At 60.7% G+C, this 24,652-nt stretch carries 17 protein-coding genes; 8 read left to right on the top strand and 9 right to left on the bottom strand.

Annotated elements, in window-relative coordinates:
• Positions 1-301: 301 nt before the first annotated feature.
• From MRY17_RS13275 to MRY17_RS13260, 4 genes are all read right to left on the bottom strand, one after another.
• Positions 302-1,717, bottom strand: coding sequence for an efflux transporter outer membrane subunit (locus MRY17_RS13275; protein WP_057725280.1), 1,416 nt, complete (start codon positions 1,715-1,717; stop codon positions 302-304).
• Entirely contained in the window at positions 1,714-4,893 is a 3,180-nt protein-coding gene (locus tag MRY17_RS13270; protein WP_191956338.1) for an efflux RND transporter permease subunit, read from the bottom strand. Before MRY17_RS13270 ends, MRY17_RS13275 begins: the two co-directional genes overlap by 4 nt.
• A gap of 15 nt (positions 4,894-4,908) precedes the next feature.
• A complete protein-coding gene (gene mexE, locus MRY17_RS13265) occupies positions 4,909-6,150 on the bottom strand; it encodes a multidrug efflux RND transporter periplasmic adaptor subunit MexE (protein ID WP_243352230.1) in 1,242 nt (413 codons plus the stop codon).
• A gap of 243 nt (positions 6,151-6,393) precedes the next feature.
• On the bottom strand, positions 6,394-7,686 hold the full coding sequence (locus tag MRY17_RS13260) for an MFS transporter (RefSeq protein WP_191956337.1): 1,293 nt from the start codon (positions 7,684-7,686) through the stop codon (positions 6,394-6,396).
• Positions 7,687-8,012: 326 nt separating this feature from the next.
• Here MRY17_RS13260 and MRY17_RS13255 point away from each other — a divergent pair, with 326 nt between their 5' ends.
• The 3 genes from MRY17_RS13255 to MRY17_RS13245 all read left to right on the top strand — a co-directional run bounded on the left by MRY17_RS13255 (position 8,013) and on the right by MRY17_RS13245 (position 11,423).
• Positions 8,013-9,815, top strand: a complete 1,803-nt coding sequence (locus MRY17_RS13255) for a sensor histidine kinase (RefSeq protein ID WP_243352228.1) — start codon at positions 8,013-8,015, stop codon at positions 9,813-9,815.
• On the top strand, positions 9,812-10,174 hold the full coding sequence (locus tag MRY17_RS13250; protein ID WP_191956335.1) for a response regulator: 363 nt from the start codon (positions 9,812-9,814) through the stop codon (positions 10,172-10,174). The genes MRY17_RS13255 and MRY17_RS13250 overlap by 4 nt, the downstream gene beginning before the upstream one ends.
• Before the next feature lie 166 nt (positions 10,175-10,340).
• Positions 10,341-11,423, top strand: a complete 1,083-nt coding sequence (locus MRY17_RS13245; protein WP_243352227.1) for a sensor domain-containing diguanylate cyclase — start codon at positions 10,341-10,343, stop codon at positions 11,421-11,423.
• Between the two features lie 901 nt (positions 11,424-12,324).
• Here MRY17_RS13245 and MRY17_RS13240 read toward each other — a convergent pair.
• The 3 genes from MRY17_RS13240 to MRY17_RS13230 are packed head-to-tail and all read right to left on the bottom strand — an operon-like array spanning position 12,325 to position 17,898.
• Complete coding sequence (locus MRY17_RS13240; protein WP_243352225.1) at positions 12,325-14,676, bottom strand: TonB-dependent receptor; 2,352 nt, start codon at positions 14,674-14,676, stop codon at positions 12,325-12,327.
• 1 nt (position 14,677) lies between these two features.
• Positions 14,678-17,080 (bottom strand): hybrid sensor histidine kinase/response regulator, encoded by a 2,403-nt coding sequence (locus tag MRY17_RS13235; protein WP_243352224.1) that lies wholly within the window; start codon positions 17,078-17,080, stop codon positions 14,678-14,680.
• Positions 17,080-17,898, bottom strand: coding sequence for a response regulator transcription factor (locus MRY17_RS13230; protein ID WP_243352223.1), 819 nt, complete (start codon positions 17,896-17,898; stop codon positions 17,080-17,082). Before MRY17_RS13230 ends, MRY17_RS13235 begins: the two co-directional genes overlap by 1 nt.
• 445 nt (positions 17,899-18,343) lie before the next feature.
• Here MRY17_RS13230 and MRY17_RS13225 point away from each other — a divergent pair, with 445 nt between their 5' ends.
• Positions 18,344-18,769, top strand: a complete 426-nt coding sequence (locus MRY17_RS13225; protein ID WP_181285795.1) for a VOC family protein — start codon at positions 18,344-18,346, stop codon at positions 18,767-18,769.
• Between the two features lie 112 nt (positions 18,770-18,881).
• A complete protein-coding gene (locus MRY17_RS13220; RefSeq protein WP_243352221.1) occupies positions 18,882-20,135 on the top strand; it encodes a cation:dicarboxylate symporter family transporter in 1,254 nt (417 codons plus the stop codon).
• 61 nt (positions 20,136-20,196) lie between these two features.
• Here MRY17_RS13220 and MRY17_RS13215 read toward each other — a convergent pair whose 3' ends face one another.
• Positions 20,197-21,072: a LysR family transcriptional regulator gene (locus tag MRY17_RS13215; RefSeq protein ID WP_181285794.1), complete on the bottom strand. Its 876-nt coding sequence runs from the start codon at positions 21,070-21,072 to the stop codon at positions 20,197-20,199.
• Between the two features lie 155 nt (positions 21,073-21,227).
• On the opposite strand from MRY17_RS13215, the gene MRY17_RS13210 reads away from it, so the two are divergent.
• A complete protein-coding gene (locus MRY17_RS13210; protein ID WP_181285657.1) occupies positions 21,228-21,809 on the top strand; it encodes a TetR/AcrR family transcriptional regulator in 582 nt (193 codons plus the stop codon).
• 39 nt (positions 21,810-21,848) lie between these two features.
• On the opposite strand, the gene MRY17_RS13205 is transcribed toward MRY17_RS13210, so the two are convergent.
• The gene (locus tag MRY17_RS13205; protein WP_243352219.1) at positions 21,849-22,484 is read right to left on the bottom strand and encodes a TetR/AcrR family transcriptional regulator; all 636 of its coding nucleotides are present in this window, start codon (positions 22,482-22,484) and stop codon (positions 21,849-21,851) included.
• 239 nt (positions 22,485-22,723) lie between these two features.
• Between MRY17_RS13205 and MRY17_RS13200 the strand changes: the two genes are divergently transcribed.
• Positions 22,724-23,827: an alkene reductase gene (locus MRY17_RS13200; protein ID WP_243352218.1), complete on the top strand. Its 1,104-nt coding sequence runs from the start codon at positions 22,724-22,726 to the stop codon at positions 23,825-23,827.
• 71 nt (positions 23,828-23,898) lie between these two features.
• Positions 23,899-24,642: an SDR family oxidoreductase gene (locus tag MRY17_RS13195; protein ID WP_243352216.1), complete on the top strand. Its 744-nt coding sequence runs from the start codon at positions 23,899-23,901 to the stop codon at positions 24,640-24,642.
• The last annotated feature ends 10 nt before the right edge of the window (positions 24,643-24,652 follow it).

Here is a 24,652-nt window from a genome sequence, read left to right as displayed (position 1 = left end):
AGCTAATCAGTGATGTCCTGAGTAAAGACCATATAGGCAGTATTAGGCAAATGTACAGGTTGTGACTTTATGTATCAGGACATCTGCAAGAAGAGAAATGGCTGCAGTGTTAAAAAACACTTAATCCTGATCGCCAGGCCCAGTGCGGTATTAGGAAATTACTTACGAAGGACTTCTTATTAGGCTTACAGACATAACGTTCAATATTTTAGGACGCTCCTAGCAAAAAAAAGCCCCGCAACCGAATGGATCGCAGGGCTGAAAATTGGCTGGATGCGACCAACCAAAGGAGCTCTTTACATCACTTGCTGCTGGCCACCACCGTGTCCGGCTGCCAGCCGCCACCCAACGCCTTGTAGATCGCCACTATGCCGCGATACAGGTCGACTTCGGCCTGGGCCTGGGCGTCTTCGGCGGCCAGGCGTTCGCGCTGGGCGTCGAGCAGTACCAGGAAGTCCACGGTGCCTTCGCGGTAGCGGATCGCGGCGAGGTCGGCGGCGGCGCGGCTGGATTCGCTTTGGCGGATCAGCGAGACCAGACGTTGCTGGCGCTTGCCGTAATCGCTGAAGGCGTTCTCGGATTCTTCCAGGGCCAGCAGCACTTGCTGCTCATAGGTTGCCAAGGCGCCGTCGGCTTCGGCATTCGCTCCGCGCAAACGCGCACGTACGCTGCCCAGATCAAACGCGGCCCAGGTAATGCTCGGGCCCAGGGACCAGGCGTTTGCGGCGGCCGAACCAATCTGCGAACCACGCCCGGCGGTGAAGCCGAGGAAGCCGCTGAGGCTGACCCGTGGGAACAGGTCGGCCTTGGCCACGCCGATTCGCGCGGTGGCGGCGGCCAGTTTGCGTTCGGCGCTGAGGATGTCCGGACGTCGTTGCAGCAATTGGCCCGGGTCGCCAATCGGCAATGCCTTGGCAATTGCCGGCAGGTCCTTGGGGCTCAGGTCCACGCTCAGTTTGTCCGGGCGCTGGCCGAGGAGGGTGGCGATGCGGTTGCGCTCGCGCACTTGCTCGGCCTGCAGTTGCGGCACGCTGGCTTCCACTGCCGCCAGGCGCGCATCGGCACGTTCCACGTCAAGCTGATCACCCACACCGGCATCGCGCAGGCTCACGGTAATGCTGCGCGAGTCCTGCTGGTTTTTCAGGTTGTCCAGGGCGATGCGTTCGCGCAGTTGCGCACCGCGGAGTTGACCGTAGGCATCCACCAGTTCGGCAATCATGGTGACTTGCAGTTGGTACAGGTCGGCTTCGGCCACTTGCTGGTCGGCGTCGCTGGCTTCCAGGTTGCGGCGGATGCGCCCGAACAGGTCGACTTCCCAGGCCATGTCCAGGCCCAGGTCGTAGCGCTCGCTGTTGACACGCTTGGTGGTCTGCCCCGGAATCTGGCCTTTACCCACATCACTGCTGGCGCGGGAGGTGACCACCGGCATGATGTCGTTGGCCGCGTCGTCACGGATGGCCCGTGCCGCCCGCAGGCGGGCGAAGGCTACGCGCAAATCGCGGTTGCCGCTCAATGACTGGGTCACCAGTTGGTTAAGCGTCGGGTCTTCGAACTGCTGCCACCAGATGCCTTCGTATTTGGCGTGGTCGTAGCTTTTGGTGTCGGCGGCGGCCGTGATATTGGCCGCCTCCAGCTGTTGGGTCTTGTAGTCCGGGCCTACGGCACAGGCGGCGAGCGCCAGGACCAGCAGGCTCGGCAGGAATATTTTCACACTCATTGCTGTGTCTCCAGCTTCAGGGCCTTGGCCGCTTTGCGCGCTTCCTGGCGCTCCACATAGCGCCGGATCAGTACGTAGAACACGGGCGTCAGCAACAGACCGAAGAAGGTCACCCCGATCATCCCGGAGAACACCGCCACGCCCATGGCATGGCGCATCTCGGCACCGGCACCGCTGGACAGCACCAACGGCACCACACCCATGATGAACGCGAACGAAGTCATCAGGATCGGCCGCAGACGCAGGCGGCAGGCTTCCAGTACCGCAGCCAGCGGGTCGAGGCCTTCCTGCTGTTTATCCTTGGCGAACTCGACGATCAGGATCGCGTTCTTGCAGGCCAGGCCCACCAGTACGATCAGCCCGATCTGGGTGAAGATGTTGTTGTCGCTCCCCGAGAGAATCACCCCGGTGATGGCCGACAGCAGCGTCATCGGTACGATCAGGATCACCGCCAGCGGCAGGCTCCAGCTTTCGTATTGGGCGGCCAGTACCAGGAACGCCAGCAGTACGCAGAGCGGGAACACGAACAGCGCGGTATTGCCCGAGAGGATTTGCTGATAGGTCAGGTCGGTCCACTCATAGGTCATGCCGTTGGGCAGTTCATCCTTCAACAGCTTTTCAATGGCTATCTGGGCCTGGCCGGAGCTGTAGCCCGGTGCCGCGTTGCCGTTGATTTCAGCGGTGATAAAACCGTTGTAGTGCATCACGCGGTCGGGGCCCGAGGTGTCGCTGACCTTGATGAAGGTCGCCAGCGGGATCATCTCGCCCTTGTTGTTACGCACTTTCAACTGGCCGATCTGGTCGGCGTCCTGGCGGAACTGTTGCTCGGCCTGCACGTTGACCTGGTAGGTGCGTCCGAAGCGGTTGAAGTCGTTGGCATACAACGAGCCCAGGTAGACCTGCAGCGTGTCGAAGATGTCGCTGATCGCCACGCCATGGGTCTTGGCCTTTTCACGGTCGATGGCGGCGTCGACCTGCGGCACGTTCACCGTGTAGCTGGTGAACAGGCCGAACAGCTCAGGCACGCCATGGCTCTTGGTGATGATGTTCTGCACTTCCTTGTACAGCTCGTCATAGCCGAGGTTGCCACGGTCCTCGATCTGCAGGCGGAACCCGCCGATGGTGCCCAGGCCTTGTACCGGCGGCGGTGGGAAGATCGCCATATAGGCTTCTTCGATATTGGCGTATTGGCCGTTCAGTGCACCGGCGATCGCGCCGGCGGACATGCTTGCGTCCTTACGCTCGTCGAAGGGCTTCAAGGTCACGAACACGATGCCGCTGTTCGGGCTGTTGGTGAAACCGTTGATCGACAGGCCGGGGAAGGCAATCGCGGCTTCCACGCCGGGTTGTTTCAGGGCGATTTCCGACATGCGCTTCATCACGCTTTCGGTGCGGTCCAGGCTTGCAGCGTCAGGCAGTTGGGCGAAGGCCACCAGGTATTGCTTGTCCTGGGCCGGCACGAAACCGGTCGGGGTGTGGGCAAAGCCGAAGAACGTCAGCACCATCAGGCCGGCGTACACGAACAGCGCAATGCCGCTGCCGCGAATCACCCGGCGTACGGTCCCCACGTAGCCATGGCTGGCCTTTTCGAAAAAGCGGTTGAACGGACGGAACAACCAGCCACCGAAAATCTTGTCGAGGAACCGGGAGAAACGATCCTTCGGCGCATCGTGGGCACGCAGCAGCACGGCGGCCAGGGCAGGGGACAGGGTCAGCGAGTTGAAAGCCGAGATCACCGTGGAGATAGCAATGGTCAAGGCGAACTGTTTGTAGAACTGCCCGGTCAAGCCGCTGATGAAGGCGGCCGGGATGAACACCGCGCACAGCACCAGCGCCGTGGCGATGATCGGGCCGGTCACTTCGCTCATGGCCTTTTCGGTGGCCGGGAACGGCTCCAGGCCCAGCTCGATATTACGCTCGACGTTCTCCACCACCACGATGGCGTCGTCCACCACGATCCCGATGGCCAGTACCAGGCCGAACAGGGACAGGGCGTTGAGCGAGAAGCCGAACAGGTGCATTACCGCAAACGTACCGATCAAGGAGACCGGCACCGCCACCAGGGGAATGATCGAGGCGCGCCAGGTCTGCAGGAACAGGATCACCACCAGCACCACCAGAATCAGTGCTTCGAACAGGGTATGCACCACCGCTTCGATGGAACCGCGCACAAAGATCGTCGGGTCATAGGCGATGCGGTAGTCCATTCCCGCCGGGAAGCTCTTTTTCAGCTCGGCCATTTTGGCGCGCACATCATTGGAGATGTCGATGGCGTTGGAGCCGGGACGCTGGAAAATCGGAATCGCCACGGCCGGTTGGTTATCGATCAGCGAGCGCAGCGCGTATTGGCTGGAGCCCAGCTCGACCCGGGCGATGTCCTTGAGGCGGGTGATTTCACCGTTGGCGCCGGCGCGAATCACGATGTTCTCGAACTCTTCCTCGGTGACCAGGCGGCCCTGGGTATTGACCGACAACTGGAAGCTGGTGTCACTCGGCGCAGGCTGGGCGCCCAGGGCACCGGCGGCCACCTGACGGTTCTGCTCGCGGATCGCCGTGACCACATCGGTCGCAGTCAGGTTGCGCGAAGCGGTCTTGTTAGGGTCGAGCCACACGCGCAGGGAGTAGTCGCCCATGCCGAACAACTGCACGTCGCCGACGCCGCCCAGGCGGGCCAGCTCATCCTTGATATTGAGGATCGCGTAGTTGGACAGGTACAGCATGTCGTAACGCTGATCCGGTGAGGTCAAGTGCACCACCATGGTCAGGTCGGGGGAGGCCTTGTCCACGGTGATACCGATGCGGGTCACTTCCTCAGGCAGTTTTGGCTGAGTCCGCGTCACGCGGTTTTGCACCTGCACCTGCGCGTTGTCCAGGTCGGTGCCCAGCGCGAAGGTGATGGTCAGGGTCAGCTTGCCGTCGGCGGTCGATTGCGAGGACATGTACAGCATGTTCTCGACGCCGGTGATGGCCTGCTCCAGCGGCGCGGCCACGGTTTCGCCGATGACTTTGGGGTTGGCGCCGGGGAAGTTGGCGCGTACCACCACGGTCGGCGGTACCACTTCCGGGTATTCACTGATCGGCAGTTGGAACAGCGAGATGGCGCCAGCGATCAGGATCAACAGCGACAGCACCGCTGCGAAGATCGGCCGCGAAATGAAGAACTTGGAAAAATTCATCTTGAGTCGTATCCCTTAACCGCGTGGAGTCGCGACGCTTGCGAGCTTGGGCGCGGGTTTTTCCGGCGCCACTTGCTCCAGGTTGCTGGCTTCAAGCGCTTGTCGTTGTTGGGCCAAGGCGGCGAGGGTTTCTTGGCTGGCCATCGGAATGGTTTCCGGCGCCACCGGCGAGCCCGGGCGCACGCGCTGCAGGCCCTTGACGATAATGGTGTCGTCCTTGTTCAAGCCGCTGCGCACGATGCGCAAGCCTTCGATCTTCGGACCCAGTTCCACGGCGCGATAGGCCGGCTTGTCGCCTTCCATCACCAGCACGAACTTCTTGCCCAGGTCGGTGCCCACGGCTTCGTCGTTGATCAGCACGGCGGAGTAGGTGCCGCTGCCGACCAGCTTCAAGCGTGCATACAGGCCAGGGGTGTATTCGCCCTTGCTGTTGTCGAACACCGCGCGGCCACGAATGGTCCCGGTGGCCGGGTTGACCTGGTTGTCGACGAAGTTCATCTGGCCCAGGTGCGGGTTGCCGGTTTCGTTCGACAGGCCCAGGTACACCGGGGTGGTCGCGCCGCGACGGCCTTGGCGGGCCAACTCGGTGTACTTGAGGAACACACGCTCATCGGCATCGAAGTAGGCGTAGACCTTGTCGGTGGAGACCACGCTGGTCAGCGCGGTGGTATCGGCGGTCACCAGGTTGCCGGCGGTGATTTCGGCACGGCTGACGCGGCCGCTGATCGGCGAGGTCACGCGGGTAAAGCTCAGGTTCAACTTGGCCAGGTCCAACTGCGCCTGGATCCCGGCCATGGCGGCACGGGCTTCCTGGGCGGCGGTGGCGCGCGAGTCGGCCAACTCGGCGGAGATCGCATTGCTCTGGCGCAGGCGTTCGCCGCGCTGTGCTTCGTTTTCACTGCGGGTGGCGGCGGCCTTGGTCTGAGCAAGCTGCGCTTCAAGGCGGCGCACTTCGGCCTGGAACGGGCGCGGGTCGATCTGGAACAGCAGGTCGCCTTTCTTGACCAAAGCGCCTTCGGTGAAAGCGACTTGGTCAATCTGGCCAGAAACCCGCGGACGAATCTGTACGGTTTCCGGAGCTTCCAGGCGCCCGGTGAATTCATCCCACTCGTTGACCGGTTGTTCCAGCACCTTGGCCACGCTGACTTTGGCAGCAGGCATGGCGACCGCTTGTTCCGGGGCTTTACCGCACGCGCTCATCACCACCACGGCCAATATCGCCAGGGGGAAGCGCAAATGTTTGAGTGACTGTTCCATGAGGTGCATCCGCCAATGTATTTGAGATGGGCGGATCATGCGCGGGGAGACGGTATGTCACGAATCGAATGAAGCAAAGGTAACTATCATTCGGAATGATATAAGCGCTGCGGACAGCCCCCCAGTATGCAGTTTTAGTTAGGGAGCTATCAATGTGCTTGATGACAAAACATTGTTGTTGCGGACGTATTTAAACCCACCGGTAGTGTCCCGGCCACGCAGGCCGGGACAACCGGATGACTTTTACGGCTGAGGCTGAGCGGGCTCACCGCTCAATGCATCCATCATGGGTGGGTGTTCCTGCACCGCCTGGCGCAGATCCTCGGTGACCCGCAGTTCAGCGCCGGTCGGCGAGAACGTTGCCGCTGCCGCAAACGGCGCGGGATTGGCCGGGACGGGACGCTTGCCGCGGCGCCACAGGAAGAAGGTGACCATGCACAGATTCACCAGCGCAAACACCCAGAACAGGCCGTTGGCGCCGAACGAATTCATCACCGGCGAGATCATCATCGGGCTGATGGCCGAGCCCAGCGAGTTGATCAGCAACAGGCCCTGGATCATCGGCACCAATGCGTCGGCAGGTGCGCGGTCGGCGGCATGGCTGACGGCGACCGGGTACAGCGCGAACACCGCGCCGCCGAGCAGGAACAGCAGTGCCGCCAGCAGCACCGAAGACAGGGGCAGCAGTACGATCATCAGTGACAATGCGCTGCATGCCACCGCCAGAATGGTCAGCACCTGCAAGCGATCCTTGTGATCGGACCAGCGTCCGACCGGGTATTGCAGGAGCATGGCGCCGAGGATCGTCCAGGCCATCATGCTGCCGACTTCGCCGACATTCAGGCCGGCGCGTTGCAGGTACAGCGGCAGCAAGGTGTAGATCGCCGCGATGCTGACCCCCGAGCCGAAACAGCCGACCAGCCCGGTCGGCGTCACGCCCAGCAGTTGCCGTGGCTTGAGCGGCTCAACCTGATCCAGCAGGGGCGATACCCTTGGCAGGATCACAATCGGCAGCACCGACAACGAGGCGAGCATGCCGGCCACCATGAACGGTGCGCTCTCGCTCAGGCCGGCGATTCTGCCCAGCGCCGCCTGGCCCAGCACGCCTGCGCCATACAAAACGATCATGTACAGCGCAAGCAAGCGCCCGCGAATCTTGGCATCGCCGGCCAGCAGCAGCCAGCTTTCGATCACCAGAAACACCCCGACCGTGGCCCAGCCGTTGACCAGGCGCAGCGCAAACCAGCCCCAGGTGTCGTAGAACAGGCCCTGGAGCAGAATGGTCACTGCGATCAACGAGGCAAAGCTGCCGTAGGCGCGGATATGCCCGATGCGCAGAATCAGCCGGTCATTGAACACGGCGCCCAGCGTCAGGCCGATGAAATAGGCCGATGACACGATCCCGATCATCGTGGCCGATGCGCCGGCCGCGTCGAGTCGAAGGGTGGTCAGGGATGAAAGAAAGCCGTTGCCCAGCGCAACAATGAACAGCCCCAGCAGGGGCGCCAGCGCCATGGCCAGCAAACGCGCAGACATAAAGACCTCAAGAAAATCGGACAGCGAAACAGGCGCTCGCCTGCAAGCGAGCGCGGGATTCTACGGCGTGTGCGGGATTTGCCAAGCGCTGTCTGCTGCGACGTTGTGCCGCAGGTGTGGTGGGGGTCATCACATAACAAAAGGTCGTCGTCTATGGCCCTGCCTGGCCGTGTTGCTGGCGGTAGTCAGGAACGGGCTGAAAACTTGCGGGTTGATCATTCAAATGAAATTTTCCAGGATGGAATGCAGTCTCAGGCATACACTCAGGACAGAGCCAAGGCGTCGATGGCAGGCGCGTTTGAACACGGGTGCATAGAGGAAGAAATATGTTGAAGGTTGACGGGTTCCCCAAAGACACACGGGAACCCAGTGAGTACGAGAGCCTGATCGCCATGGGCACCCACGCGCTCAATGCCATTCCCGGGGCTATTTACCTTTGCGACCGCGAAGGATGGCTCGTCAGGTTCAACAGTGAGGCGGTGAATCTGTGGGGAAGAACACCTGCCCTGGGTGAGCATGGCGACCGCTATTGCGGTTCCTATCGGCTCTACACCACAGGCGGGGCGCCGTTAGCCGTTGATGAATGCCCGATGGCCTCGACGCTCAAGGCGGGCCTGTGTGCGCGTAACCAGGAAGTCTTGATTGAGCGCCCGGATGGCTCGCGGTTCGTGGCGCTCATGAATATCCGCACGCTCCGAGACCGGCATGGAGACATCCAGGGCGCGATCAACTGTTTTCAGGACGTCTCGCTGCACCATGCTCTGGCGCAAGAGTTGCGACGCAAGAGCTCCGATCTCGAAGACTTCTTCGAAAACAGCGCCGTGGGCCTGCATATCGTCAGTGGCGACGGCATTATCCTGCGGGCCAACAAAGCGGAGTTGGCGCTGCTGGGCTATGGCGCAGACGAGTACATTGGTCGTCACATCACTGAGTTTCATGTGGATGAGCCGGTCATCGGCGACATCCTCAACAAGCTCGGAAGCGGTGATTGCCTCAATAGTTACCCGGCGCGTCTGCGGGCCAAAGACGGCAGCATCAAACACGTGGTGATCACCTCCAATGGGCGATTTGAAGACGGTAAATTCTTCAACACGCGGTGCTTCACTATTGATGTGACCCGCGTGCATGCCGCCGAAGCCGAGCGCCAGGAAAGTGAGCGACACATGCGCAATCTGCTGGAGGCGCTGCCGGCGGCCGTCTACACCACCGACGCCGAGGGGCGCATCACGTTCTATAACCGTGCGGCGGTCGAGTTGTCGGGGCGCACGCCGCAGCTGGGCGACCAGTGGTGCGTAACCTGGAAACTGTTCAACACCGATGGCTCCTATCTGCCTCACGACCAGTGCCCGATGGCCGTGGCGCTCAGGGAAAACCGGTCCATACGCGGCGTCGAGGCGATTGCGCAGCGTCCGGATGGCACCCGCGTGCCATTTGCGCCTTACCCGACCCCGCTGCACGATGCAGACGGAAACCTGATCGGCGCCATCAACATGCTTGTGGATATCACCGAGCGAAAGCAGGCGGAAGATCGGCAGAAAAACCTGATTGACGAGCTTAACCATCGGGTCAAGAACACCCTGGCCACGGTCCAGTCCCTGGCGGCCCAGACGGCGCGCAATGCGCGGGATGCCAAGGACGGGTATACCCGCTTCGAAGCCCGGCTGCTTGCGTTGTCGCGTGCCCACGACCTGCTGACTAAGCGGCATTGGGGTCTTACGCCGCTGGGCGTGCTGGCCCAAGAGGTGTTAATGCCGGTATTGGGCGCTGAGCCCGGCCGCATCAAAATCACCGGTGATGCCATCGAGGTTGATACCCGCGTTGCCTTGAGCCTCACCATGACCCTTAATGAATTGGCGATCAACGCCCTTAAATATGGCGCGATGTCCACCGAGACGGGAACACTGTCCGTGATCTGGAGCGTGCAACCCCAGCCGAACGGAGCGCTGCTGACCCTGGACTGGCGCGAACAGGGCGGTCCCACGGTGTCAACGCCTGTGCACGAAGGGTTGGGCTCGCGGTTGATGAAGCGTTGCATCGAGCGCGATCTGGGCGGCTCTTTTGAACTCGATTTCGCCCCTGAGGGCGTTCACTGCCGCTTCTCGTTCATGGTCGCCGAGAACAAGACATGACCTCGTTCACAGGGATCAGGGTGCTCCTGGTTGAAGACGAGGGCGCCATTGCGATGCTGATCGAGGAAATGCTCGAAGGCTTGGGCTGCACGGTGGTCGCCTCCGTGGCCCACCTTGCGAAGGCGCTGCAGGTGGCCGATGTGGTGGACGTAGACGTGGCGATCCTGGACGTGAACCTGGCGGGAGAGCGCGTTTTTCCGGCCGCCAGGATTCTGCGCTCACGCAATATTCCCTTTTTGTTCAGCACGGGCTACGGCGTCAGCGGCCTGCCCGAAGAATTCGCCGACTGCCCGGTGCTGCATAAGCCATTTGCCGAGAGCGATCTTCGGCTGAAAGTTGCACTGACGCTCAAACGTTAGGCAGTAAAAACCTGTGACGGCCTGTCCCGGTTAAAACACAGGAAATTTTTTCCACCGCATCCCCTCCCGCAAAGCTTGCGTCCGGTCGGGCAAAGGCCCCGGCAGGCTTGCGCCTTGATAATCCCCGCACTCAACCCCACCGCAGCAACGAGCACCGCGTCCCGCCATGAACCTGCGCTCCTTCATCCGTAGCCACTGCCTTGACTGCGCGCTCGCTGCGAAGGCACTGACCCGACTGCATAAGTCGCTTTCTTTCCTGGCCACGCACCTGGCCCGGCGAGGCTTCGACTCCACATCCTGTCCGGCCACCCGTGACGAGGCCGCGCTCGACCGTCGCATCAGTACCTTATGCCCGGAGCTGGCCGCCAGTGTGTTCAGCCACGCCCGCGACGGGATCATCCTGGTCGACCCGTTCGGCCGCGTTGTCGCCGTGAACGAGGCTTTCAGCCGGCTCACCGGGTACGGGCGGGACGAGGTGCTGGGGCGAACCTTGAATTCCCATCGCATGGTGCGTCGGCTGGCGACGTTTTATACGCCGATGAAAAACGCGCTGGACTTCCACGGGCATTGGTCCGGGGAAGTCCAGAGCAGCCACAGGGATGGACGGGAGATGACCTCGCGCATCAGCGTCAGTGCGGTGCATGACCTTCACGGGAATGTTCAGCACTATGTGGCGCTGTTCAGCGACATGACGAAGATGAAACAACGCCTCCAGTTGCTGGAACGTGATGCCCGGTATGACGCGCTCACGCAGTTGCCCAATCGGTTGCTGTTGGCCGAGCGGATGCGCCAGGCGCTGGGCAAGGCGCGCATTGAGCAACAGAAAGTGGCGATTGCGTTTATCGACCTTGATGGGTTCAAGGCGCTTAACGACAGTTACGGCCATGATTGGGGGGATCGGGTGTTGCAGATTGTCGCGGCGCGGATCAATGCGACGTTGCGTGAAGGCGATACCCTGGCGCGGCTCGGTGGCGATGAGTTTGTGGCGGGGCTGGTGGGGTTGCAGGCAGTGGAAGACAGCGAGCCTTTGCTCCAGCGCATGTTGCAGGCGGCCAATGCGCCGATTTTGATTGGCACGCAGACGGTGGAGATTGCCGCGAGTATCGGCGTGGCGTTTTATCCGGAGCATGGGGCGCAGGTCGATGGGCTGATCAGCAAGGCGGACCAGGCTATGTACCTGTCGAAAAAGGCCGGCGGTAATCGTCTGGCGTTTTGCCCGGTGCGGTGTGTTTCGGCTATCGGGACATAGGTATCTACACAACTTTGGCGTGACGCCGGGCTTGCTCCCCGTTGGGCCTGGCCGCCTATGACTATCTTACTGACACCCCACAAATCCAAATGTGGGAGGGGGCTTGCCCCCGATGGCGGCCTCAGGGCCGACCGGGATGCTGGATCAGACCGAGTACATATCCATTATTTAGGTAACGGCTGCTTAGGGTTCCGCCCTTACGGCGGCTCACTTTTGAAAAGCGCAAAAGTAAGCAAAACGCTCTTGCCCCACCACTCGGCACCTCGCCTGGGCTCGGTGTGCCCTCTCTCCGGCTTGAATCCGTGGGCCGCCGCAATGGGCCATCCATGGCCCAGTGCGGCTAACCCGGCGTCCTGCCGGGTTACCCACGGATTCAAGCCTGCGTTCGGCCAGCGTGGTTTAACGGGGCGCTTAAGATCAAAAGCAGATCAAAAGCAAAAGCGCGGCGGCCTTGGAGCCGACCGGTATCTTGTGCCGATCCCGGTGCAAATGTGGGAGGGGGCTTGCCCCCGATGGCGGCCTCTGGGCCGACCAGAATGTTGGATCAGATCGAGTACATATCCGTTTCTACGGTAACGGCCACTTAGGGTTCCGCTTTTACAGCGGCTCACTTTTGAAAAGCGCAAAAGTAAGCAAAACGCTCTTGCCCCACCACTCGGCACCTCGCTTAGGCTCGGTGTGCCCTCTCTCCGGCTTGAATCCGTGGGCCGCCGCAATGGGCCATCCCTGGCCCAGTGCGGCTAACCCGGCGTCCTGCCGGGTTACCCACGGATTCAAGCCTGCGTTCGGCCAGCGTGGTTTAACGGGGCGCCTAAGATCAAAAGCAGATCAAGATCAAGAGCGGCTCGCTTCGCATCGTGGTTACGGTTGGGCGCTACAGCGTTGTGTAGATACCTATGGGTCAATAGCGAAGCCTGACGGTGGTGCCTAGGGTGCGTTCGCTGCCGGTCATGACGCCGTAGTCACCGGCGCCGAGCAACGAGTAGACGGCGGTGATGTAGTGGCGGTCGAACACATTGCGAACCCAGCCTTCCACTTCCCAGGCACGGTCCTGGCTGCGCAAGCCAAGGCGCAGGTTGGTCAGGCCGTAGCTGGGTTGATAGCTGCCTTCGCCGCCTTCGAGGGTGCCGTAGTAACCGGTCCTGAAGCTGTAGTCGAGACCGCTGTAGGCTTGCAGCCCATACGCCAGCGGATGGATGTAGTCGAGGCCGCCGCTGAAGCTCCATTGCGGCGCGTTGTACAGACGCTCGCCGCTGAGGTCGCAGTTCCATTGGCCCGAGGCCGGTGGGCACGGGGCGTTGGGGAAGCTGCGGTAGCGCGCATCGCTCCAGGCCAGGCCCAGGCGTGCGGTGAGCGGGGCGGCGAGTTGCCAGGCCGAATCCAGTTCGATGCCGCGCAGGCGGACTTTGCCGACGTTGATCAGGTTGTCCCGCAGCGGTGGCGCGAACAGCGAGGTCGGCGGGCTGTAGGTGAGCGCCTGGTAGTTGTCGACGTCGGTCTGGTAGACGGCGAGGTCGAGCATTGCGCGGTCCTCCCAGAAGCGCGTCTTCACCCCCAGTTCCAGGGACGTGGCGCGCTCCGGCGCGAACGTGGGGGCGGTGAACGGGCCGACCACGTCGAAGTTGATCCCGCCGGCCTTGTAGCCCCGTGACAGGCTGGCATAGCCCATCACGGCGTCGTTGAAGCGGTAACTGGCGCTGAGCAGGCTGGACAGGCTGTTTTCTTCAATCGAATCGTCGCGGTAATAATCACCGCCCAGTGCGATGCCGCGCAACAATTGTCCGCCCGCCTGGAAAGCCTGTGGTAACCCATTCAGCGGAGCGAGGTTACTGACGTCGCGCGAGACCCAGCCGTTCTTGCGCTCCTGGCTGTAGCGCAGGCCACCGGTGAGTTCCAGCCGATCAATCGGACGCCAGGAAACCTGGCCGAAAAGGGCGCGGTTTTCGCTTTTCTGCTCGCCGTCGTAGCGTTGCCGGGCGCCCTCCAGCAGTATGGCCGGCACCTGGTCTGGGGCGGTGAAGGTGATGCCATAGTTTTTTTTCAGCGACGCCAGTTGGTCGCCGACGAACCATGGCGCGGCGTCCTTGCCGAATTCGACGTCGATCCTGCGCCCGAGCTGCTGGCGCAGGTAATAGAGCCCGGCGACATAATCGATGGCCGGGCCGGCGCTGCCGGACAGGCGCCATTCCTGGCTGAACTGCCGGTGACTCAGCGCGGTTGCGGACTCGGCCACCGCCAGCGCCGTGCTGTCGCCGTCGCGGGTAGCGCGGTAGTCCCAGTCGCGGTAGGCGGTGATGCTGGTCAGACGCATGGCCTCGTTGACGTCCCGGTTCAATTCCAATGAGACACCGTTCTGCACGGTCTGCGGACGGCCCGGTGCGTCGATGCGTGTCTCGCGCCGGTAAGGCGAAGGTTCTGCCAGCGGATAACCAAGGAATTTGGCACGCTGGCGAGTCTGGGCGCTGTAGTGATTGGCCAACAGGACATTGCCGGCGTCGTTTTGCTCGGCATGGTCGGCGATCAGGCGTGCGCTGAAATCCGCGCTCGGCGTCCACAGCAGTTGCCCGCGCAGGCCCTGGCTGTCGGCGGCGCCGAGGCGGCTGCCATTCTGCAGGTTGCGCACGGCGCCATCGACCGCACTGTTGAAAACGTTCAGGCGCCCGGCCAGTACGTCATCCTGCAGCGCCCCGGAAATCACGCCGCGGTATTCGCGCAAGCCGTGCTCGCCCTGGCTGACTTCCAGATTGGCTTCAGGTGCAAAGGTCGGCGGGCGGGTGATGATGCTCAGCGCGCCGGCGCTGGTGTTCTTGCCGAACAGGGTGCCTTGCGGCCCGCGCAGGACTTCGATGCGCTCGATGTCCATCAACTCGGTGAAGGCCATGCCCTGACGCGCCTGGTAGACGCCATCGACGTAGGTGCCGACGCTGCCTTCCAGGCCATCGTTGTAGGCGGTCGCGCCGAAGCCGCGCAGTCCGAACCCGGCGAAGCGGGCGTCATGACCGGACACCACCAGGCCGGGTACCCGCTGCTGGATGTCCTGAAGTCGATGCAGGCCGGCCTCGTCCAGTTGATCACCGTAGAGCACGCTGATCGGGATCGGTACATCTTGCAGCGCTTCTTCGCGACGTCGGGCGGTGACGGTTGATTCATCGAGCGTGAGGGGACCGGGCGCCTCCTGTCCGGCATTGGCCGGCGCCCACGGCAGTGCCGCAAGGCAGCCGAGCCAGAGCAAGCGATAACCGGGCCCCGGCATGCTAGACCTCCCGGGCCATTTCGCGACGCATCGCGTCCGCGCAGGCCAGCGTCTTGATCCAGGCCAGCAATGCTCGGCTGTCGGCGGGCTTGAGCAGTACCGCGTCGAACGCCAGCGCGTCCGGATACTCCTGCGGCCTGCGTGGCGGGGCCGCCGAATACAGCATCACGGGCACGTGAACCCAGTGCTTGCGCACCTGCCGCAGCAGCTCCCAGCCGTCCATGCCGGGCATCATCTGATCGCTGATCAGCAGGTCGACCGGTTGTGTGGCCAGGCAGGCCAGGGCGTCCTCGGCGCTCGCCGCCATGCTCACGTCAAAACCGTAGCCGGCCAGCAGGTCATACAGCCATTCGCTGTTCTGCTCCACGTCATCTACCAGCAGAACGTGCTTGCCCCGGCCGTCGAGCGGCGCGGCGTTGTTGTCGACGATGCCCAGTTCCAGATCCTGTTCCCCGGCGCATTTGAGTCGCAGGCTGAAACTCAAGTGGCTGCCGCCCCGTTCAGTGGCGTGTGGTTGGAGCCGGCTGTTCATGCTCGCCAGCAGTTGCGCGACAATCGACAAGCCCAGCCCGCTGCCCTCATGGCGCTGCGCATTGCGGCCACGGCGGAACGGTTGCAGCAGGTGCTCGAACTCGTGCGTGTCGATGCCGATGCCGGTGTCGATCACGCAAAAGCGCAGCTCCACGTCCTCAGCGGTCGATCCCGGTTGAGCGCTCACTTCGAAACGGATCTGGCCGTCGCGGGTAAACTTTGCCGCGTTCGCCAGCAGGTTCATGAGAATTTGCCGAAGACGTTTGAAGTCGGCCTCGACCAGTGGCGGCAGGTCATCGGCCAGCACCGCTTCAAAGGTATTGCCCTGACGCGCGGCGAGAAAGCCGGCCTCATCGACGATCTCCTTGAGGAAACCGTACAGATAACCCGGCGCAAGGGTCAGTTGCATGTGCTCCAGTTCGCCACGGGAAAATTCCAGCATCTCATCGATCAGTTCCAGTTGCTGGCGGGCATTGCGTTCGATCGTGGCTGGGTAATCGCGGTTCGGCCCGGCGTGCAACAGGCGCGCATAGTCGATGATACGTACCAGTGGCGAGCGCAGGTCGTGGCTGATCCGCGCCATCAGGGCGCTGCGCGCCGCCAGGGATTCGCGCAACTGCGCGGTGCGCAGCGCGACGGTGCTTTCCAGGCGTTCGTGCTCGGCCTGGCGTTGGTGTTCGAGGCTGGACAGCGCGTGCTTTTCACGGTCGCGGCTGCGCGCGACTTCCATGATCAAGGTACACACCAGCAACGCCACACCTGCCAAGGTGGACGATAAGCTGTATTTGCTTTGTGGCGACTGCCAGGGCAACTGTTCCTGAGGGAAGAAAATCCGCATCAGCAGTTGGCCCAGCAAGAGCCCCGGCACCAGCCAGGCCATCGGGCTGTAGCTCAGGCGTCTGCGCCAGGCCATGCATAACGTGGCAAGCAGCACTGCATAGAAGCTCATCAGCGACCATTGAACTAGCTGCGCGCCCTGGACCGGATCGACGTTCAGCCACCAGAGTCGGCCCAGAACGCAGCCCGACAGGGGCACCCAATAGCTCCAGCCAATGGCTTTGGGCAGGCGGGACACCTGCAACAGCACGCGCATATAGGCCAGGAACAGGACGAACGAGACCGCGCTGGCGCAGGTCAGTAATTCGCGTGTCCAGCCCAGCGCGGCGGGCCAGTAGACCAGGTAGCCATTGAGGATGCAGGTCAGCAGGATGTAGCTGAGCACCGCGCCCGCGTTCACCGTCAGCAAGCGCGAGCGCAGGATCCAGCCGACGATCAGGCCGAACGGGACGACCAGCAGGACAATGCCAAGGGTGAGTCCATCGCTCAGGTAGGTCTGTTGCTGACTGCGCAGCAGCGCAGGTTCCGACCACAGCTGCGGCTCCAGCAGCATTTGGAAATGGCTTGTCACTCGGATAAGCACAGTGACGGTTCCCCCGGCGGCCAGCGAGATCGGGAACGCAGGCTGACGCGTGGCTGGCTGGGGCCATTCGGTCAAGGGATGGGCGCTGCCGGCGCGTGCATCGCTCCAGTGTCCATCGGCGCGTTGGTAGACGCGGATGTCCTCCAGGCGCGGCGCCCCGACCACCAGCAGGCGCGAACACGCCACATCGCTCGTGTTGGTGAGCTGCACGCGCAACCAGAACGCGGAGCGGCTATAGCCTTGGGTCGGCCAGCCTGGGCCTGGGATGGCGAAACGCGCTTCGGGCAGTCGAGCCACGTCGTCCACGCTCAAGCGGGCCTGGGTGTCCTCGAAAATGTGCAGCGTGGGCATCAGGTCCAGATGCTCAGCCTGGCAGGCATCCATGGGGGCGGCGCGCAGCAGTCCGGCGAATAACAATGCCGTTGTCAGCAATAGCAACTGAAGAAGCCGCATCAGGCGTGCTCGTTACCCAGGGAGTGCTGGCGGAACTGACTGGGCGTCATGCCGATTCGCTGACGGAATGCGGTGGTGAAGTTGCACGCATTGCGAAAACCCACCAGTTCGGCGACGTCCTGCACGCTCATGGCGCTTTCGCAGAGCAGTGCCTGGCCGCGACGCAGCCTGGCATCGCGAATGTAGGCGAACACGGTCAGCCCCAGGTGCTCACGGAAAATCGCGGAGAGGCGTTTTTCATGGGTGCCGACTTTTTGCGCAAGACTGGGCAGGGAGGGCATATCGTCCAGTTGCTGTTCAATCATTCGCATGGCCGCCCTCAATACGATTTCATCGCCCTGCGGTGCTGGCTCGGCCGGGCGTTCCTCAACCGGGGGCGGCGCTCGCCAGGTCAATTGCAGATGAATCCGGATGCGCGCCAGGACCTCCTCGGGCGCGTAGGACTTGGGGATGTAGTCCACCGCGCCCACGGCCAGCCCTTCAAGGCGCTCCAGTGAGGTATTGGCCGATGACAGGAACAGGATCGGCGTATGCCGCGTGGCCGGCGCCTCGCGTAACAGCCTGCACAGGCTGAAGCCGTCCATGTGCGGCATGTGTACATCCAGCACGATCAGGTCCGGACGCAGGGCGAGCGCCCGTTGATAGCCCTGATGGGCCTCGCTGGCCACCGAGACACGCCAGGGCTGGGTCTTGAGCAGAATGAGCGTGGCACGGATGTCTTCGGGGACATCGTCGATCAGCAGGATATGCGGCAACGCCTCGCACGCCCCCGCGTCCTGTGCAGTTGCTGCCCGCCTGTCGTAGTGGCCATTGTTCATTCGCCAGGTTCTCTTATGTGTTTCGCCAGATTGTTGCCGCGACGCCAGCGAGGGCCCAGCCACTCGATGGCATGTCTTTACTCAGGAGGTGACTGCCGTCCGTGGAGTTTTGTTGATTGTCGGCACTGTAGACAGTTTTGCGAAGATATGACATGTGCCGGGTCGACGACAAATGGATATAGCCATAGCGGCAGATGAAGGGAGAACTGAAGCGCTCGAATTTCGATGGATGGCGGACGCTCGCGCGATGGAAAGGCGCGCAGGCGAGTTGAGAGCCGTAAGCAGGAACTATCGATTAACAAAATAAAATTGTGTTGTTGGAAAATTTATATTGATTTTTTTTAGTCTGGTGCGGCTTTAGCATAAATCCGTCTTCAAAAACCGCCGGGCAGCGACTACGGGTGCCCGGCACCACAAATCAATAAAAATTGTTATCGGAGTCCTGATGAGTCTTTCTCCTTTTCACCTCGCAATCCCAGTGTACGACTTGGCCGCCGCACGTCACTTTTACGGTGAGGTGTTCGGCCTTTGCGAAGGTCGCTCAAGCGACCAGTGGGTCGACTTCGATTTCTACGGCCATCAGTTGGTCATCCACGAGCACCCAAAGACCGCTTCGCAGGAAAGCGTGCACAGTAACCCGGTAGATGGCCACGATGTACCGGTTCCGCACTTCGGCATCATCCTGGAGTGGGCGCAATGGGAAGCCTTGGCCGAGCGTTTGAAAGCGCGCGAAACGCAGTTTGTGATCGAACCCTACATCCGCTTTAAAGGCCAGGTTGGCGAGCAGGCCACCATGTTCCTGTTCGACCCGTGCGGTAATGCGCTGGAATTCAAAGCCTTCAAGGATATGAGCCAGCTCTTCGCCAAATAATAAAAACCTGACGCACACTAAACAGTGCGTCAGGAAATCATAAATGAGCTGGACGCTCATGAATCTAGCTACTGCTTAAAGCAGCCCTTTCATACCAACAAAAAGGCTAGACATGAAACGTATTCCCTTAGTTTGGCAAATCGTTGCCGGGCTGTTGCTTGGCGTGCTTGTGGGTTGGTATTTCAATACCCACCCGCAAAATCAAATGTGGGTCAGTACCGAGATCCTTAAACCGCTCGGTGATATCTTCATCAAGATGATGAAGATGGTCGTCGTGCCGATTGTTTTCTGCTGCATGATCCTCGGCATTGCCGGGGGCGGGGATAACAAATCGTTTGGGCGTATGGGCGCAAAGTCGTTGATCTACTTCTTTGCAATCACCAGCCTCGCGATCGTGCTCGGCTTGTGCTTCGCCAATCTGTTCGAGCCGGGCAAAGGCACCGAAATCGCGGGTATCGCCCATAACGCGGCAGCGGTACATATGGAACCGTCGAAAGGCGCGCTGATCATCCTGCAAAACATCGTGCCCGATAACGTGATTGTTGCGATGTCGGAAGCCAAGTTGTTGTCGGTGCTGTTCTTTGCCGTGCTGCTGGGGTTGGCGTTGAACACCTTGCCTAAAGAGAAGAGCGCACCGGTTATTGCAGTAGTGCAGGGCTTTTCCGATGCAATGTTCAAAGTCGTGTCGTTTGTCATGGCCTACGCACCGATCGGTGTATTCGGCATGATCGGCGCTACGGTGGCGACGTTTGGATTTGCCTCGTTGCTGCCGTTGCTCAAGTTGATTGGCGTGGTGTATCTGGCGCTGATCACCTTTGCGTTGGTGATGCTCGGTGGCATCTGCTACCTGATCGGCGAAAACGTTTTCAAGTTGATCAAGTACTTGCGCGATGAGCTGATTCTGGCCTTCTCCAGTGCAGCCTCTGCAGCCGTCATGCCGCAACTGATGACCAAGCTGGAAGCCTATGGTGTGCCTCGGCGCATTGTCAGCTTCGTGGTGCCAGTGGGTTATGCGTTCAATCTGGACGGGGCATCGATCTTCCTGGGGGTGGCGACGATCTTCATCGCGCAGCTCTATGGCATCGACCTTTCGTTGACGCAGCAGATTTTGCTGGTGGTGACGATGGTGCTGACGTCGAAGGGGGCTGCGGGTGTGCCTGGGTTTGCCATCATTATTCTGTCGGCCACCCTGGCATCTGCCGGACTGCCGCTGGAAGGGGTCGCGTTGATCGCCGGCATCTTCCGGATCATCGACAGCGGCACCACCACCTTGAACGTGCTGGGTAATGCGATAGCGCCTCTGGTCATTGCCAAGTGGGAGAAAACACCACTGGAGCGCAAGGGGGCTATGGGGGGGCGAGCATGACGACTGAAAACCGGCGTTGAAGATCGAAGACGAGCGTTGCAAAGTGCCCGTCAGTGCTCCTCTAATGCTGTTTAGCTGCCTGCTCGGTAATCAGCTGGGCCAGTAATTTCACTGGCTCAGTCAGATTGCGGCGAGCACGATGCACCAGACCGATATCGCGATGGAATGTACGTTGTTTCAGGTCGATTGCACGCACCTCGGCAGGCCATTCCTCATGAGTGCCCGTTTCCGGTACCAGAGCGACACCGACACCATTTGCAACCAGTTTGATAATCGCATCCAGCTCGTCGAGTTCGCAGACCTCCTGTAATGAAAAATGGGTTTGTCGCAGGAATCTATCCACCTGGCGTCCGCCAAAAGATGAGCGGTCATAGCGGATAAAGGGCTGGCTGGATACCAGCTCGGCCCAATCCTCGCCAGGCATATCAGCCGGGACAATCAGTCGGTACGGCTCGCGTGCCAGGGTTGTCCAGCGCAGATCGCTGTGAAGAGAGAAGGGTGGACGGATGATTGCCGCCATATCGATTTCACCTGAATCGACCTGATTGACCAGGTCCATCGACAGGCCAGGCAGGACCCGCGTCCTGCATTGAGGGGATCGTTGATGAAACTCGGCCAAGGCTTGCGGCAAAAAGGAGCGTTGAACCGAGGCAATCGCTCCAATGGTGACCAAAACATTGGCGGCAAGCCCCACCGATGGCGTGCCCAGTTCTTTGAACCGGCGCACCAGTTCCTGACCCTGCAATAACACCTGTTGGCCCATTCGGTTGAGCTGCGCGGAGCGTCCTTTTCGATCGAATAACTCCACCCCCAGCTCCGCCTCGAGGCGTTGCATCTGAGCGCTGACGGCGGCCTGGGTGAGGCCGATTTTATTGCCGGCCGCCGCGAAAGTGCCTTCTCTTGCTACCGCGATAAGTGTTTTCAGTTCTTTAATCATTCGCAAATAATAATTATGTTTTAAGGGGGAATATATTTATATTTTTTTATTGCCAAATCTCGGCGTAGGATCGCTGCCGACGCAGATGAACAAACGGCAGGCGCTCCACCGGGCTCCTGACGCTGGATCGTTTTTTTGCTAGCATGCGCCGCATTATGAAAAAACCCCTCCAAGACATGCGCCAGCACATCATTGATGTCGCCAGGTCGCTTATGACCCAGAAAGGTTACACCGCCGTCGGCCTTACCGAGTTGCTCGCGGCTGCGGGTGTACCTAAAGGATCGTTCTATCATTACTTCCGCTCCAAGGACGAGTTCGGCCAAGCGCTGCTTGAGGAGTACTTTGAAGAGTACCTCGCGCGGGTCGATGTGCAATTGGCCAGCGAGGGATGCGGCGCCGAACGTCTGCTGAGCTATCTGCGCTATTGGGCCGAGACACAGGCGTTTGATCACACTGATCAAAAATGCCTGGTGGTCAAATTGGGCGCGGAAGTGTGTGATCTGTCGGAAAACATGCGTGGAGTACTCCAGAAAGGGACAGCCCTGATCATCGAGCGGATGATTCGTTGTGTTGAGCAGGGCAAAGCCGATGGCTCCATCGCGGCGTCCGTTGATGCAAGCATACTGGCTGAAGCGCTCTACCAGATGTGGTTGGGCGCCTCGTTGCTGGTCAAGGTCAACCGGACCCGCGAGCCCTTTGACGCGGCGCTTGAGATGAGTCGGCGTCTGTTGGCCTGAGCTGGCCTGGCGGTCGCTCAAGCGAGCATTGCGTCGATTTCAGTCAAACGATAGGGAAGGGGCCAGCATCGTTACCGCTGTGGCTGCGATACCTTGCAGGTCTTCACGGCTTGCAGCGTCATGGGCTTGCAGTGACATGCCTTCGAGCAATGTGTTCAAGGCTGCGGCAAGCAGACGGGTGTTGGTGTCGGGGCGCAGTTGACCCTCTGCAACCGCGCGGTCCAGACGCTGCCGTAGGTAGTCACGGCCTTCCTGACGCAAGGCCTTGAGAGTGGCGGTGACTTCGCCAGCATCGTCGGAAACGTTGACAGCTGCGAGCACGACCATACAGCCGCATGGAGCCTCGGGCTCTGTCAGGATCGATGCCGAGGTATGGAAGAAGTCACTGATGGCGCGCACGATGTCCGGTTCGGTGTCCATGCGCTCCCACGCCGCATCCCAGAATGTCGCTTCGTAGTAGGCAACCGCTTCCAGAAACAACTTGGCTTTGTTGCCGAATGCCGCATAAAGGCTGGGCGGGCTGATGTTCATCGCTGAACACAGTTGCGTCACAGAGGCCGGCTCGTAGCCACGCTTCCAGAACACTGCCAGGGCCTGCAGCAGCGCCTGGTCGCGGTCGAACGCGCGGGGGCGTCCTTTTGCGCGGGGAGCAGAGAGTGGAGTGGGTTCAGTCATCGAGTGCAGCACCTTGGGTCGTATCGCTAGACCAGCATGTCTGCGCCAATGATACACAAAACAGACTTTTCGGACTTCAACGGGGCATTTGCCGCTGATCGTAGAAAGCGTAACCATTTCGGATTTTAGTAGACGACCGGTCTATTTATATTTAGAGTGGCGGCATTCTGGCAAAGCGACTTTTGTTGTAGCTATTTTTATCAACTTACTAGACGACCGGTCTAATAAGAGAGTTTATCATGACAGACAACACCACACGAACTGACTTATTCAGCCCCATCAACCTGGGCGCAATCAAACTCGCCAACCGTATTTTGATGGCACCTGTCACCCGTAGCCGCTACGCCGAAGACGGTGTTCCCAACGAGCTGCACGCCGAGTATTACGCCCAACGCGCCACGGCCGGCCTGATTGTTGCTGAAGCCACCAATATCTCTGCGCAGGGGCGCGGTTATGCGGCCACACCTGGCATCTGGAGCGAAGAGCAGGTTGCCGGTTGGAAGAAAGTCACGGATGCCGTGCATGCCGCCGGCGGCAAGATCGTCAGCCAGCTATGGCATGTGGGGCGGTTCTCCAGTGTCGAGCTGCAACCCGACGGTGCCGCACCGGTCGCACCTTCAGCGATCAAGGCTGAAGGCGACACCTACACCACCCACGGCTTCGTCCCGGTGTCGATGCCTCGGGCACTTGAAACCGATGAGATCCCGGGGATCATCGAGCAATACAAGCGGGCTGCCGAAAATGCCAAGCGCGCCGGTTTTGATGGTGTAGAGGTCCACTCGGCCAACAGCTACCTGCTGGATCAGTTCCTGCGGGACTCGACCAACCATCGCACCGACTCGTACGGCGGTTCCATCGAGAACCGCGCGCGCCTGACCCTGGAAGTGACCGAAGCAATCGTCAAGATCTGGGGCAATGACCGCGTTGGCGTCCGTTTGTCGCCCGTGACGCCTGATGCAGGCAACACGCCGCCCGACAGCAATGTGATGGCGATGTACGGCTACCTGATCCAACAGTTGAACGCCTTCGACCTGGCTTATCTGCACTTCGTTGAGGGCGCGACTGCCACCTCGCGTGAAGTGCCCGAAGGCGTGGACATGGACGCTTTGAGTGCGCAGTTCAACGGGCCCTTCATCGGCAACAACAACTACGACCTGGACATGGCCATTGAACGCCGCGCCCAGGGCAAGATCGACGCCGTCGCGTTTGGCCGCCTGTTCATTTCCAACCCGGACCTGGTTGAGCGCCTGCGTCGTGGTGCCGAGCTGACCATCGCACCGCGCGATTCGTATTACGGCGGTGGCGCGAAGGGCTACACCGATTGGCCCGTCGGCAACTACTGATCCCGGCTTACACCCGCGAGACCCACCACAACTGCCCGTCAATTCGGGCAGTCACTAACGAAGGAACGCCCATGAATTATCTGCAGAATAAAACCGCGATCATCACTGGCGCATCGTCCGGCCTGGGCGCTGCGTCGGCACGTGCCTTGTCCGAAAAAGGCGTTCGAATCGTCGCAGCAGCCCTGGATCAGCAAGGCCTGGATGCCATCGTCAGCGAGTTGAAAGGCCGGGGCGGTGAAGCAGCAGGTCGCGTCAGCGATGTGACCAATCCTGAGGATATGAAAGCGCTCGCTCAATTTGCCCAGGGCACGTTTGGTTCGGTGGATATCCTGATCAACAATGCCGGCTTGATGCTGTTTTCCAATTGGGTCGACCTGGCCACCGATGACTGGGAAAAGATGGTCAACGTGAACATCAAAGGCTACCTGCATGGTATCGCAGCGGTGTTGCCGTTCATGCTCAAACAGAAATCGGGCCAGATCCTGAATATGGATTCGGTCGCTGGTCATCAGGTCGGGCCTGCTGCGGGCATCTACAGTGCCACCAAGTTCTTTGTGCAAGCCATGACCGAGTCGATGCGCAAAGAGCTGGGCGTGCAGCACGGCATTCGTGTCAACACGGTCAGCCCGGGTGTGATCAACACCGGTTGGGCCGATAAAGTCACCGACCCGGCAGGCCGTAAAGCGGCTCAAGCGCTGAACAAAATCGCGATCTCGCCGGACGATATTGGTCGCGCAGTGGTGTATGCACTGAATCAGCCTGAAAACGTCACCGTCAACGACCTGATCATTTCGCCGACCCGTCAGGATTGGTAAGCCGTAACCG

Source organism: Pseudomonas orientalis, from assembly GCF_022807995.1.
GTDB lineage: Bacteria > Pseudomonadota > Gammaproteobacteria > Pseudomonadales > Pseudomonadaceae > Aquipseudomonas > Aquipseudomonas orientalis_B.
This window is presented reverse-complemented; position numbering and strand designations above follow the sequence as displayed.

What these genes read in the sequence shown, in the direction of transcription:
- MRY17_RS13275 (WP_057725280.1), bottom strand. Translation starts at nt 1,717, where the DNA reads ATGAGTGTGAAAATATTCCTGCCGAGCCTGCTGGTCCTGGCGCTCGCC.
- MRY17_RS13270 (WP_191956338.1), bottom strand. Translation starts at nt 4,893, where the DNA reads ATGAATTTTTCCAAGTTCTTCATTTCGCGGCCGATCTTCGCAGCGGTG.
- mexE (WP_243352230.1), bottom strand. Translation starts at nt 6,150, where the DNA reads ATGGAACAGTCACTCAAACATTTGCGCTTCCCCCTGGCGATATTGGCC.
- MRY17_RS13260 (WP_191956337.1), bottom strand. Translation starts at nt 7,686, where the DNA reads ATGTCTGCGCGTTTGCTGGCCATGGCGCTGGCGCCCCTGCTGGGGCTG.
- MRY17_RS13255 (WP_243352228.1), top strand. Translation starts at nt 8,013, where the DNA reads ATGTTGAAGGTTGACGGGTTCCCCAAAGACACACGGGAACCCAGTGAG.
- MRY17_RS13250 (WP_191956335.1), top strand. Translation starts at nt 9,812, where the DNA reads ATGACCTCGTTCACAGGGATCAGGGTGCTCCTGGTTGAAGACGAGGGC.
- MRY17_RS13245 (WP_243352227.1), top strand. Translation starts at nt 10,341, where the DNA reads ATGAACCTGCGCTCCTTCATCCGTAGCCACTGCCTTGACTGCGCGCTC.
- MRY17_RS13240 (WP_243352225.1), bottom strand. Translation starts at nt 14,676, where the DNA reads ATGCCGGGGCCCGGTTATCGCTTGCTCTGGCTCGGCTGCCTTGCGGCA.
- MRY17_RS13235 (WP_243352224.1), bottom strand. Translation starts at nt 17,080, where the DNA reads ATGCGGCTTCTTCAGTTGCTATTGCTGACAACGGCATTGTTATTCGCC.
- MRY17_RS13230 (WP_243352223.1), bottom strand. Translation starts at nt 17,898, where the DNA reads ATGAACAATGGCCACTACGACAGGCGGGCAGCAACTGCACAGGACGCG.
- MRY17_RS13225 (WP_181285795.1), top strand. Translation starts at nt 18,344, where the DNA reads ATGAGTCTTTCTCCTTTTCACCTCGCAATCCCAGTGTACGACTTGGCC.
- MRY17_RS13220 (WP_243352221.1), top strand. Translation starts at nt 18,882, where the DNA reads ATGAAACGTATTCCCTTAGTTTGGCAAATCGTTGCCGGGCTGTTGCTT.
- MRY17_RS13215 (WP_181285794.1), bottom strand. Translation starts at nt 21,072, where the DNA reads ATGATTAAAGAACTGAAAACACTTATCGCGGTAGCAAGAGAAGGCACT.
- MRY17_RS13210 (WP_181285657.1), top strand. Translation starts at nt 21,228, where the DNA reads ATGAAAAAACCCCTCCAAGACATGCGCCAGCACATCATTGATGTCGCC.
- MRY17_RS13205 (WP_243352219.1), bottom strand. Translation starts at nt 22,484, where the DNA reads ATGACTGAACCCACTCCACTCTCTGCTCCCCGCGCAAAAGGACGCCCC.
- MRY17_RS13200 (WP_243352218.1), top strand. Translation starts at nt 22,724, where the DNA reads ATGACAGACAACACCACACGAACTGACTTATTCAGCCCCATCAACCTG.
- MRY17_RS13195 (WP_243352216.1), top strand. Translation starts at nt 23,899, where the DNA reads ATGAATTATCTGCAGAATAAAACCGCGATCATCACTGGCGCATCGTCC.